The sequence below is a fragment of the Streptomyces sp. ALB3 genome, assembly GCF_044385685.1.
Classification (GTDB): domain Bacteria; phylum Actinomycetota; class Actinomycetes; order Streptomycetales; family Streptomycetaceae; genus Streptomyces.
Window position 1 is genome coordinate 778,543 of sequence record NZ_JBISCE010000003.1, and the last position, 10,944, is coordinate 789,486.

11 protein-coding genes are annotated in these 10,944 nt (G+C 71.5%); 3 read left to right on the forward strand and 8 right to left on the reverse strand.

Annotated elements, in window-relative coordinates; all coding sequences use genetic code 11:
- Positions 1 to 345 precede the first annotated feature (345 nt).
- Entirely contained in the window at positions 346 to 912 is a 567-nt protein-coding gene (locus ACHFIV_RS05400) for a TetR family transcriptional regulator (RefSeq protein ID WP_398964136.1), read from the forward strand.
- A 28-nt stretch (positions 913 to 940) separates the two neighbouring features.
- Here ACHFIV_RS05400 and ACHFIV_RS05405 read toward each other — a convergent pair whose 3' ends face one another.
- Together ACHFIV_RS05405 and ACHFIV_RS05410 are read right to left on the reverse strand one after the other, a co-directional pair.
- Positions 941 to 1,558 (reverse strand): ScbR family autoregulator-binding transcription factor, encoded by a 618-nt coding sequence (locus tag ACHFIV_RS05405; RefSeq protein WP_398964139.1) that lies wholly within the window; start codon positions 1,556 to 1,558, stop codon positions 941 to 943.
- 116 nt (positions 1,559 to 1,674) lie between these two features.
- Positions 1,675 to 2,430 carry a response regulator transcription factor gene (locus ACHFIV_RS05410; RefSeq protein ID WP_398964142.1) on the reverse strand — a complete coding sequence of 252 codons (756 nt, stop codon included), beginning with the start codon at positions 2,428 to 2,430 and terminating at the stop codon, positions 1,675 to 1,677.
- Positions 2,431 to 2,888: 458 nt separating this feature from the next.
- Between ACHFIV_RS05410 and ACHFIV_RS05415 the strand changes: the two genes are divergently transcribed.
- Both ACHFIV_RS05415 and ACHFIV_RS05420 read left to right on the forward strand, forming a co-directional pair.
- Complete coding sequence (locus ACHFIV_RS05415) at positions 2,889 to 3,887, forward strand: ScbA/BarX family gamma-butyrolactone biosynthesis protein (protein WP_398964144.1); 999 nt, start codon at positions 2,889 to 2,891, stop codon at positions 3,885 to 3,887.
- A 24-nt stretch (positions 3,888 to 3,911) separates the two neighbouring features.
- Positions 3,912 to 4,835, forward strand: a complete 924-nt coding sequence (locus tag ACHFIV_RS05420) for an NAD-dependent epimerase/dehydratase family protein (RefSeq protein WP_398964147.1) — start codon at positions 3,912 to 3,914, stop codon at positions 4,833 to 4,835.
- A 115-nt stretch (positions 4,836 to 4,950) separates the two neighbouring features.
- Here ACHFIV_RS05420 and ACHFIV_RS05425 read toward each other — a convergent pair whose 3' ends face one another.
- The 6 genes from ACHFIV_RS05425 to ACHFIV_RS05450 all read right to left on the reverse strand — a co-directional run bounded on the left by ACHFIV_RS05425 (position 4,951) and on the right by ACHFIV_RS05450 (position 10,790).
- On the reverse strand, positions 4,951 to 5,859 hold the full coding sequence (locus ACHFIV_RS05425; RefSeq protein ID WP_398964150.1) for a hypothetical protein: 909 nt from the start codon (positions 5,857 to 5,859) through the stop codon (positions 4,951 to 4,953).
- Positions 5,860 to 5,951: 92 nt separating this feature from the next.
- The gene (locus ACHFIV_RS05430; RefSeq protein WP_398964152.1) at positions 5,952 to 6,635 is read right to left on the reverse strand and encodes an antibiotic biosynthesis monooxygenase family protein; all 684 of its coding nucleotides are present in this window, start codon (positions 6,633 to 6,635) and stop codon (positions 5,952 to 5,954) included.
- A gap of 38 nt (positions 6,636 to 6,673) precedes the next feature.
- Entirely contained in the window at positions 6,674 to 7,597 is a 924-nt protein-coding gene (locus ACHFIV_RS05435; RefSeq protein ID WP_398964155.1) for an MBL fold metallo-hydrolase, read from the reverse strand.
- A gap of 23 nt (positions 7,598 to 7,620) precedes the next feature.
- Positions 7,621 to 8,124: a flavin reductase family protein gene (locus tag ACHFIV_RS05440; RefSeq protein ID WP_398964157.1), complete on the reverse strand. Its 504-nt coding sequence runs from the start codon at positions 8,122 to 8,124 to the stop codon at positions 7,621 to 7,623.
- A 123-nt stretch (positions 8,125 to 8,247) separates the two neighbouring features.
- Positions 8,248 to 9,522 carry a ketosynthase chain-length factor gene (locus tag ACHFIV_RS05445; protein WP_398964160.1) on the reverse strand — a complete coding sequence of 425 codons (1,275 nt, stop codon included), beginning with the start codon at positions 9,520 to 9,522 and terminating at the stop codon, positions 8,248 to 8,250.
- Positions 9,519 to 10,790 carry a beta-ketoacyl-[acyl-carrier-protein] synthase family protein gene (locus ACHFIV_RS05450; protein ID WP_398964163.1) on the reverse strand — a complete coding sequence of 424 codons (1,272 nt, stop codon included), beginning with the start codon at positions 10,788 to 10,790 and terminating at the stop codon, positions 9,519 to 9,521. The genes ACHFIV_RS05445 and ACHFIV_RS05450 overlap by 4 nt, the downstream gene beginning before the upstream one ends.
- Positions 10,791 to 10,944 lie beyond the last annotated feature (154 nt).

Consider the following 10,944-nt stretch of genomic DNA (forward strand, 5'->3'; position numbering starts at 1 on the left):
GGCGGACGTGAACCGGGTGCAGGCACGGTGCGCGTCGCTACGACGACAGGCGATCAGCGCGGGTACCAAACAGACCTGTTGGATTGATTTTGCACGTTCAGCCGTCGCGAAGGAAAGGTGGAGCGGAACGTCGTCGAGAAGTGGCTGTACAGCGACGCTTTTGGAGAAGTCGTAAAGATCGGAAGCGGCGATTTCGCACAGGGGTGTTACGGGAAACAGGCACGGTTGTATGATTTGTGGGACGCCGGTGCTCCGGTCGTCGCGACCGAGGTCTGCGGCGAACCCGATCGCCCTCGTTCGTCCATGTACCGCTCATGCTTCGAGAAGGTAAGGAGGGGCCGCCAGATGCAGAAACGGTCCGAGCAGACCCGGCAGGCCCTCATCCGCGCCACGGCCGAGCTGATCGCGGACGGTCAGCTCTCCGATGCCGGACTGGTCAACATCTGCCGTGCGGCAGGGGTGAGCCGCGGGGCCCTCTACCATCACTTCCCCTCCACCGCGTCCCTGGCGGCCGCCGTGTACGAACAGGCGCATGATCGTGTCGTCACGCTGACCGACGATGCGTTCGAGGGGTCGTCGGCGGACGCTCTGGAGCGCTTCCTCGTCACTCTGGGTGAGGCCCTCCGCACGGAGGAGATCGTTCGCGCGGGTATGCGGCTGGCCGTGGACGGATCGGCCGGGCCGCCCCAACTGCGCCACGACCTGCTGACGATGGTCCACCAGCGGGTGTCGGACGCGTGCCAGGAGATCGTGCCCCCGGCCCAGGATCTGGCCGATCTGGCCGTGGTGGTGGCCGCGGGGCTCGAGTCGCTGGGCCGCACCGGCACCGAGTGGTGGGGGAGCGGGACCGCGCACCGCCTCTGGGGGCTGCTGCGCCCGCTGTACCAGCAGGACGGGCCGGAGCGGAACTGAGTGCGGCCCGGCCCCCGCGGGCCGGCCCTCAGCTCTTGGCGTCGAGGGGGGGCGAGGTGATGCGCAGACGCCCGATGAGGCCGGGAATGGCCAGCCCCGGCAGCATGAAGCGCCAGAACACGCCGGTCCGCTCGATCAGGTCCTCCCGGTTGCTGTAGACCTGGGAGATGATCTGCAGGCCGGTGAAGGCGCCGACGATGGTCGAGGCGGCCTCCCGCACGTCCACGCCCGGCAGGATCTCGCCCCGCTCCTCGGCCTGTTCGAGCAGCTCGAGCAGCGCCTTGCTCGACTGCTCGTAGGCGCCCCGCTTGGCACTGAAGGACGTCTGCTCCACCGTCAGGCGCACACTGGCGCGCAGCACCGGATCATGTTGGAGCCGCCTGGCGAACTCCAGAGTGAGGTCGATCGCTCCCTGGAGCTTCACCGACCGGTCCGGCACCTCCAGGGCCTCACCGTGCGCGTCCAGCAAGGCCAGCGCGAGGGCTTCCTTGGAGGGGAAGTGGTGATACAGCGAACCGCGGGTGAGGCCGGTTCTGGCCAGGATCTCGTTGGTGCTCGCGGCGTCGTAGCCCCGCTCGTCGAAAACCGCCGCGGCGGCCTCCAAGATCGAGCGTCGCGATCTCCTTCCGCGTTCCTGTTGCGCCATGCCAGATCCTCACCGCGAATTAACAGACTTGTCTGTATAGTATCGCTCTCGCCGGCCCCGGCAGCCACGAGGGGCGGGCAACTCCCGGTGAGTACGCGGGCGGGCCCGCCGACAGGCTACGGATGCCCCAGGCGGAAGCCGACTCCGCGGACGGTGGTGATCCACTTGCTCGAACCGAGCTTGCCGCGCAGGGTGCTGACATGGGTGTCGACGGTCCGGCCCTGCCGGGTCCAGGCCTCCCCCCACACCTGGGCCATGATCTGACGCCGCGGGATGACGGTGCCGGGCTGCGAGGCCAGCAGGTGCAACAGGTCGAACTCCTTGCGGGTCAGGTCCACCGGCACCCCGTCGAGCGTCGCCACCCGGGCGTCCGCGTCGATACGCAGCGGTCCCTGGGAGATGACGCGGGCGACGGCCGGCCGCGAGCGCACCCGGCGCATCACGGCCTCCATCCGGGCCAGCAGTTCGCGGAAGCCGTACGGTTTGACCAGGTAGTCGTCGGAGCCGGCCTGCAGGCCGAGCACCCGGTCGAGCTCGGAGTCGCGGGCGGTGACGGCGATGATCGGTATGTCGCTGACCGCGCGGATGCCCCGGCACACCTCCAGGCCGTCCAGATCGGGCAGGTCGAGGTCGAGCAGAATTAGGTCGGAGTCGTGGTGCCCCCGGAGCGCCTGGGCCCCGGTGGCCACGCTCCGGGTGACGCACCCCTGTCTCACCAGGCCCTTGATGAGCGCGTCGGCGGACCGGGTGTCGTTCTCGACCACCAGGACCCTCAGCGCCGCCTCCTGGCCGGTGCCCCGCGGGGCGACGGCCGGGACGTGCGGCTGGTGGCGCTCCGCTCTGGGTGCGAGTAGATCCATGGCCTGATTCATCTGCTCCTCCTGAGACACAGTCACGCCATCACGGACTGTTGAACGCTCATGACGGCCAAGATACCAAACAGACTTGTCTGATTGTCAACGCCAATCGCTATCCGGCCATGCTGCGGGGCTCTGAGTCGCCGCTCCGCGTCAAGCAGCAACTACCGCGACAACAGAGCTACTTGTCGGCCCGCACCCAGTGGTCGCGTCGTGCGCGCGAGGGCTCCCGGGACACATTCCCCAGACAAGGCTGCATGCTTTGGGGGAGAGTGAGCGTCAATCCGGGCAAAACGCCGCTTCGGGGTGCTGGGGGGCGAGGTCCCGGAAGTCCGTTCTCAAAGAAAACGAGCTTCTACTTGATAAATCGAACCGACCTGTCTGTATCTTATGAATCAGCTCGTCGGCCGCAGGGGGGTGGTCGCCGATGCCCGGCCCGCTTCCCCCTGCTCGCAACTGACAGGAGTTAGCACGTGTCGTACCTCATGCAGAAGATCACCGAGGACCACGCCGCAGCGGGGGCCGTTCCCACCTCACGGATCGCCGCCACGTCACAGCACACACACCTGACGTCGACCGTTCCGCGCGAGTACGTCCATCGCGCCGCCGTCTCGGAGGTCTTCCTGACCGGCTGGGATCCCACCGGACCCGTCGGCCCGGACGACCGGGACGCGTTCACGATCAGAGCCCAATGGCCGCGCAGCCACGCCCTGTTCGCCCGGGAGGGTGTCTACCAGGACCCCATGCTCCTGATCGAGTCCGTCCGGCAGGTCGGCTCGCTCCTCGCCCATGCCGAGTTCGGCGTCCCCTTCGGGCACCAGTTCCTGATGGGGGAGTTCTCCTTCGACGCCACCCCCGAACTACTGGTCGCGGGGATGGCCCCGACCGACATAGAGCTGCGCACGGTCTGCAGTGACATCGTCCGCCGGGGCCACGCGCTCAGCTCCATGCGCTACGACGTCACCGTGCTGCGCGACGGGGCGGCACTGGCCACCGCCGGGGCGGCGTTCCGGTGCATGAGCCCGAGCGTGTTCCGGCGTCTGCGCGGCGACCGTCCCACCGCCGCCGACCGCACCACGCCCCTCGCGATCGACCCGGCCGCCGTGGGGCACAACAGCGCCCGGCACGTCGTACTGGCGGAGCTCGTGCCCGGAGCGCTCAACCGCTGGGAGCTGCGGGTCGACACCGCTCACCCGACGTACTTCGACCACCCGGTGGACCACGTCCCCGGGATGGTGCTCCTGGAGGCCGCCCGGCAGGCCGCTCACGCCTCGACCGGGATGCCCGACGCCCTCGTGCTCGGTCTGCGGAGCGAGTTCACGCGCTACGCCGAGTTCGACGCGCCGTGCTGGATCGAGGCGTACCCGGAGCCCCACGGCACCGAGGGCGACGTACTGGTGCGGGTGAAGGGCACGCAGGGCGAGGAGGCGTTGTTCACCGCCGAACTCGTGGTCAGCCCCCGCACCCGCTGAGCCGACGCGTCTGGAGAGTGCCGCATGCCCACCATCCTCATCACCGGTGCCTCCGGGTTCGTAGGAGGCCACGTCGCCCACGAGGCGGAGCTGCGAGGGGCCGACCTACGGCTCATGTCGCACCGCAGCCCCGTGCCGGACTCCGGCTCCCGCCTCGTCCGGGCCGATCTGGCCGACCCCGCCACCCTGCGCGGGGTGTGCGACGGCGTCGACGTACTGATCCACTGCGCCGCCCGGATCGGCGGGACCGCCGAGGCCAACGAGACGGTCAACGCCCGTGGCACGGCCGCCCTCGTCGAGGAAGCGCGCAGCGCGGGAGTGTCCCGCATCGTCCACCTCAGCACCGCGTCCGTCTACGGCCGCGGCACCTACCTGGGCAGCCGGCCCGAGGAGCTCACCCGAGAGCCGGGATCGCCCACCTCACGCACCCGGGCCGTCGCGGAGGACGCCGTTCTCTCCGCGGGCGGGATCGTGCTGCGGCCCCACATCGTCCACGGGGTGGGGGACACCTGGGTGGGCCCGGGCCTGATCCGCATCCTGCGCGACCTGCCCGGCACGGTGGCGGGCTGGCCCTCCCTCATGTCGGTGATCGCCGTGCGGGAGCTGGCCGGACTTCTGGTGGCCACCGCGCTCGCGCCCGTCCACGCCCTGACCGCGTCCGTCTACCACGCCGCCCACCCGACACCCGTCACGGCCGGCGCCGTCCTGCGCGCCGTGGCCGAATGCACCGCGACGCCCTGGCCGCAGAGGGAGCTCACCGTCGAACAGGCCCGGGCGGTCCTCGCAGGGAAGGGCCGGTCGCCGGCCGTGCTCGACCTGCTGACGACGGACCACTTCTTCGACAGCGGTCCGCTCTGGTCCGACCTCGGACGTGACCCCGGCGAGGGTTTCGCCCTCGATTTCGGGCAGGTCGCGCCCTGGTACCGGCAGTCCCTGCGAGCCGCCTGACCTGGCCGGCCCGCGGGAGGTCCCCGCCCTCCGGTTCCGGCGGTGCGCCCGCCGGACCCAAAGGCGCGGGGGCCGGACCCGCGCCGGGCAGGTCCGCCACCGGCCGACGGCAGCCTCACGCACCGGGCGTGGGTGTACGCCGCCGGCTGAGCGTCTCCACGACGTCCCCGCCGTGGTAGTACGTGTGTCCCCGCAGGCTGCGCCGGCGCCAGCGGGCCTCGCTGGCGTGGCGGTACACGCTGCCCGTCGGCATGTCCCACAGGCGCGCCACGTCGGCCGCGGTCACCCATCGCACGGACTCGGCCTCCGGGACGGCGGCCTGCCGGGGGGCCGTCGCGGCGGTGGAGACCGCGCCTGCGAGCCGGCGGCTGAGCTGGAGCCACTCGTGACCCGGCCAGCTGTGCGCCGGGTCGTGGTCGCAGCGGATCACTGCTGGGAGCCGCTGCCGCCCCGCTCGCACGACCGCGGTCAGCGCTCCCGGGCAGCCCGGCTCCACGCACCCGCCGACGGACATCCGGTGGCGGACCTCCGGATCCACCACCCGCCGTGCGCGGCGGACCAGCCTGGAGACCTCGCCGGCGAACTCGCCCGCCGCCTCGTGCGCGGCGAGCCAGCCGAGGTGCCGGCAGAGGAAGACGCGCAACGGCAGTGCCGCCCGGGGAGGCGCGGGCACACCACGCTCCTCGACGACGGCGCCCGCCCAGGAGCCGAGCACTCCCAGGATCTCGGACCGCACCTCGGCCGCCTGCGCGTCGAAGGGCATGCCGCGAAGCGGGCCACCGGAGGTACGGGGGCGGGTCATGTCCCGGGAGCCGCCGTCGAGCCGCCGGCCACAGGCCTCGTACAACTCGGGCAGCCGGCGCAGCTCCACGGAGAGCTGTTCCAGGCAGACCGCGCACAACCGGTGGCCGGCAGCCGCGGGCCGCCCGGCGCGCCCGGCTGTCCTTCGCACGGCGCAGTCCGCTCCCACGCAGACCTCGACGGCGACGGCTGTGCCGCCTTCCTCCGAGCCCCTCGCACTCATCACTCGACCCCCACTCGTGGACACAGGACCGGCGGACCCTTCGACGCGGGTTCCCCTGCCCGGGCCGGGCAGGTGCCTCACGGCTGACGCCCTCACGTGGAGGTGCGTGCGTGGACGACCTGGAACGTGTTGTACTCCCAGGTCCGGGTCAGTTTCCGGGCCCGGTCGCGGGACTCCCGTACGTCCCGCGGCCACATGTGCTCGGGCACGTCGTGGAAGGCCCAGTAGGCCTCCTCGCTGTCCCACTGCGCGTAGTTGATCACGAAGGTGCCGTCCAGGCCCCGCAGCACACTGTGGGACCGGTAGCCGGGCAGCAGGTGGACCCATTCCTCCCGGGGCCGGGTCAGCTCGGCGACCAAAGCGTCCTGTTCCTCCGGCGCCACCCACTGGACCGCGACGGACGTCCAGTCCTCGCGGGCGGGTGTGACGTCCACCCCGCCGGTGACGGCCGGAGCGCTCTGCACGGACACCAGCTCGGCGGCGAGCAGCCGGTTGCCGGTGGTCAGGCCGCCCAGCCGGAACAGCTCGTTCTGGTGGCCCGCGCCGTCGTAGTGCGTGCGCAGATCCGCGACGGTGCGCCACTGCGTGAAGGTGGCGACGCCGGCCCGGGTGTGCGCGGCGTGCAGTGAGGAGGACACCCAGCCCGGGTCAGCGGCCTCCTCGACACCTACGCGCACGAGGTCGAGCACTTTGCGCTGGCCGTCCCGGTCCTGCTCCTCGAGCGTCAGCCAGTCGACGGCGGTGACATAGCCGTTCCCGGGATCGAGTCGTATCACGGTCTTCCCATCCTGGTAGGTGTCCGTACGAGGAGAACTCACGCCGCGCAGGCCGGCAGCCGGCCGTGGAAGGCCACCATCTCGGAGAACAGCTCCTCGATGTCCAGCCAGTGACCGGGTTCGGCGCCACGGATCTCGGCGTACGCCCGGTGCAGGTTCGGCACCAGTCGTTCGCTGTCGAGCAGGCCGGCGTAGGGTCCCGGTCCGCTCTCCCGAGCCACTTCCAGCGGAGTCAGTCCGGCGGCGGTGCCGTCGGCCGCCAGGCGCTGGACGTGGCGCAGGTAACCGGCGGTCTCGTCCAGCAGTTCGGGCCCGCCGACCGGCCCGTGGCCGGACACGACGGTTTCGGGCTCCAGGGTCCGCAGCCGCTCGATCACCTCGAGTGAGCCGGAGACCGATCCGGTGAGGCAGAACGGGGTGGCACCCGACATGACCACGTCCCCGGTGAACAGCACCCGCCGCCCCGGCAGCCACACCACCGTGTCGTTGCGGGTGTGGGCGGTGCCCAGGTGCATCAACTGGACCTCAGTGTCGCCCAGGTGGAGGGTCAACGCCCCCCGGTAGGTCAGTGACGGCAGCTCCACGCTGACGTCACCCCAGCACACCTCCGGCCACAGACCCGTCAGATGCAGCCCCGCGAGCTCCATCTCGGCACGGGTGGACTCGTGCGAGACGATCACCGCCTCATCGGCGAAGAACCGGTTGCCGAAGGTGTGGTCGCCGTGCGGATGGGTGTTGACCACGAACCGTGGTGCGTGGGGGGTGACCACCGAGACGGCCTCCCGCAGGGCCCGGCTCCGCACCTCGGTGGCGGCGGTGTCGATCAGTGCCGGCCGCCCGCCCGAGGTGATCAGGCCCGCGTTGTTCAGGCACCAGCCTCCGTCCGGCTGGATGTAGGCGTAGACGTCCTCGGCGACCTCGCACAGGTGCGGCTCGGTCATGACGGGGGAACGAAGGGACACTGCGCTTCTCCTGGTCGGTGTCGTCATGCCGAGGACGCCAGAGCGGGACTTCCCCCGGGACGGGTGAAGAGGCGGTTGTAGTAGACGAGCGGCTCCGCGCCACCCACCGAGACCGTCTCCACGCGGCCTATCAGAATGCTGTGGTCGCCGCCGTCCAGGACCTCGTACAGGCGGCAGGACAACCGCGCGGTCGCGTCCGGCAGTCCCGGCAGCCCTGACTCACAGGGCTCCATGGGGGAGTCCGCGAACTTGTCCGCCCCGGACCGGGCGAACACCGCGGCGATGCCGGCCTGGTCGGAGGCCAGTACGTTCACGAGAAACTGATCGGCGGAGACGAATGCGTCGTGGCAGGACGCCGACTTGGCCGGACAGACCAGCACCAGCGCCGGGTCGAGGGAGAGCGAACTGAACGAGCTGGCGGTGAAGCCCCAGCGGCGGCCGCTCGGGTCCACCGTGGTCACCACGGTGACCGGAGTGGGCACATGGGCCATGGTGCGGGCGAAGTCCGTGGGATCGACGGTGGGCAACGGTCCTCCTGGCTCTGGAAGTCGGGTCCGGCCGGCCGTGTGCCGGGGCGCCGGTGGGCTGCCGTGGTGCCGGCACACGGCCGGCGGGAGGGCGGAGCGACGGCGCGGTGGTAGCCGGACAGCTCAGCCGGCGGCGCGCACCACCATGGCCGAGTTGAAGCCGCCCCTGCCCCGGGCCAGGACCAGGGCGGCACGCAGCCCGCCGGCCGGCCGGCGGGCACCGGTGACCAGGTCGACGGGGCAGTCCCCGGCCGGAGTGGCCACGTGCACGGTCGGCGGGATCACCTGATCGCGCAGCGCCAGCAGGGCCGCGGCCAGATCCAGGGCGGCGCCGCCCGCCGCGAGCCGACCCGTCATGGTCTTCGGCGCCGTCACCGGCACCCCGTGCTCCCCGAAGATCCCGGCGACGGCCTCGGCCTCCACCCGGTCGGCGTCCCTGCGTCCCGCCGCGTCGGCGAAGACCACGTCCACGTCGTCCGGGGTCATACCGGCCTCCCTCAGCGCCTGCTCGGCGGCCGCCCGCAGCCTCGGCGCCCCACCCCGGCCCGGGGGCGGGTCGAAGGTGGCGGCGTAACCGGCGACGGCGCCGTACGTCCGGGCGCCGCGCGCCTCGGCGACGTCGGCGTCCTCCAGCACCAGGAGGGCACCGCCCTCGCCCGCCACGTGACCGGACGCCGCCTCCGAGAACGGCAGGTACGCCCGCGACGGATCGGTGGCCCCGGTCAGCTCGCCGCCCGCCAGGTGCGCCGCCCAGCCCCACGGGCACAGCGACGAGTCCACGCCGCCGGTGACCAGCAGCCGCACTCCCTTGCGTATCTGGCGACGGGCCTGCGCCACAGCGTCCAGACCGCCCGCCTGCTCGGTGACCAGCACTCCGCTGGGGCCGCGCAGCCCGTTCTTGATGGAGATCTGTCCGGTGTTGACGGCGTAGAACCAGGCGAAGGACTGGTAGGCGCTGACGTACTGCCCGCCCTTGCTCCACAGCGCCTCCAGCTCACGCTGACCGAACTCGAATCCGCCCGCCGAGCCGGCGGTGACCACGCCCGCCGCGTAGTCGGGCAGCGCGGAGAGGTCGACGCCCGCGTCGGCGAGCGCCTCGTCGGCCGCGGTCAGCGCCAGCCGGGTCATGTGATCGGTCTGCGGGAGCAGGCGACTCGGAACGTGCTGCTCGGGAGCGAAGTCGCGGATCTCGCCCGCCAGCTTCGCCGGGTACCGGCCGGCGTCGAAGCGGGTGACCGGGCCGATGCCGCTCTCGCCGCGCAGTACGGCCGCCCACCACACCTCGGTGCCCAGTCCGTTCGGAGCGGTCACCCCGATGCCGGTGACGACGGGCGCCGCCGCGGACGCCGAGGGGGTGCCGCCGGTACGGGCGGCCGGTTCGGTGACGTGGGCGGTCATGCGGCATCTCCCAGGCGCGGGCTGGTCAGGATCATCGCGCTCTGGAACCCTCCGAAGCCGCTGCCGACACTCAGGACGGTGTCGGTGCGCCGGCTGCGGGCGGTCAGCGGGGTGTAGTCCAGATCGCAGGAAGGGTCGGGGGTGTGCAGGTTCGCGGTGGGCGGCACCGTGTTGTGCTCGATGGCCAGGGCGCTGGCGGCCACCTCCAGGGAGCCGATCGCGCCCAGCGAATGCCCGATCATCGACTTGATGGAGCTGACGGGGACGTCGTAGGCGTGGTCGCCCAGGCTGCGCTTGAACGCGGCCGTCTCGTGCCGGTCGTTCTGCTTGGTGCCGGAGCCGTGCGCGTTGATGTAGTCGACGGCCGTACCGTCCAGACGGGCCTCGTCGAGGGCCGTGCGAATCGCCTCGGCCATCTCGGCGCCGTCCGGGCGCAGGCCGGTCATGTGGTAGGCGTTGCAGCGGCTGGCGAAGCCGGCGATCTCGGCGTACACATGGGCACCGCGCCGACGGGCACTCTGCAGTTCCTCCAGTACGAGCACGGCCGAGCCCTCACCGAGTACGAAGCCGTTGCGGGAGGCGTCGAAGGGCCGGGACGCGCTCCCCGGATCGTCGTTGCGGGGTGAGGTGGCCTTGATGGCGTCGAAGCAGGCGACGGTGATGGGAGATATGGGCGCTTCGGTGGCACCGGCGATCATCACGTCGGCGCTGCCCTCACGGATCAGCTCGACGGCGTGCCCGACGGAGTCCAGGCCCGAGGTACAGCCGGTGGAGACCATCGCCACCGGCCCCTGGGCGTGGGTACGCCAGGCGACCTCGGCCGCCATCGAGCTGGGGACGAAGTAGTCGAACAGATGGGGGACGGCCAGCTCGTGGTCGACCTCCCAGGTGCTGCCGCCGCGGCTGACCACGTTGTACTCGGTGTCCAGGCCCATCGTGCAGCCGACCGCGCTGCCCAGGGTGACACCGGTGCGGGTGGGGTCCAGGTTCTGGGTGTCCAGGCCGCTGTCGCGAACCGCCTCGTCGGCACTGACCAGGGCGAACTGAGCGGCCCTGTCCAGACGTTCGGCGTCCTCGGCGGTGAAGCCGTGCGACAGCGGGTCGAAGTCGGCCTCCGCGGCGATACGGGAGCGGAACGCGGACGCGTCGAAGAGACTGATGGCCCGGGTGGCGGTCCTGCCCGAGGTGAGCAGGGACCAGAACTCCTTGGTGCCCACGCCCCCCGGAGCGACCACGCCGATTCCGGTGATGACGACACGACGGCTCATTGGGTGTCCTTCACGAGTGAGTCCTCCTGTGCGCGGCAGGGCCGGTGGGACCGCCTGCGCCTCGTAGCTGCCATGGGCGGTACCCGAAGTCTCGGAACCCCCGCTCGACCTCGGATCGAGCCCCGCTGGTGACGGCGCGTCGACGCCCGTCCCT

Excerpts from the sequence above, each read along its gene's own strand:
- ACHFIV_RS05400 (WP_398964136.1), top strand. The coding sequence starts at position 346 with ATGCAGAAACGGTCCGAGCAGACCCGGCAGGCCCTCATCCGCGCCACG.
- ACHFIV_RS05405 (WP_398964139.1), bottom strand. The coding sequence starts at position 1,558 with ATGGCGCAACAGGAACGCGGAAGGAGATCGCGACGCTCGATCTTGGAG.
- ACHFIV_RS05410 (WP_398964142.1), bottom strand. The coding sequence starts at position 2,430 with ATGAATCAGGCCATGGATCTACTCGCACCCAGAGCGGAGCGCCACCAG.
- ACHFIV_RS05420 (WP_398964147.1), top strand. The coding sequence starts at position 3,912 with ATGCCCACCATCCTCATCACCGGTGCCTCCGGGTTCGTAGGAGGCCAC.
- ACHFIV_RS05425 (WP_398964150.1), bottom strand. The coding sequence starts at position 5,859 with ATGAGTGCGAGGGGCTCGGAGGAAGGCGGCACAGCCGTCGCCGTCGAG.
- ACHFIV_RS05445 (WP_398964160.1), bottom strand. The coding sequence starts at position 9,522 with ATGACCGCCCACGTCACCGAACCGGCCGCCCGTACCGGCGGCACCCCC.
- ACHFIV_RS05450 (WP_398964163.1), bottom strand. The coding sequence starts at position 10,790 with ATGAGCCGTCGTGTCGTCATCACCGGAATCGGCGTGGTCGCTCCGGGG.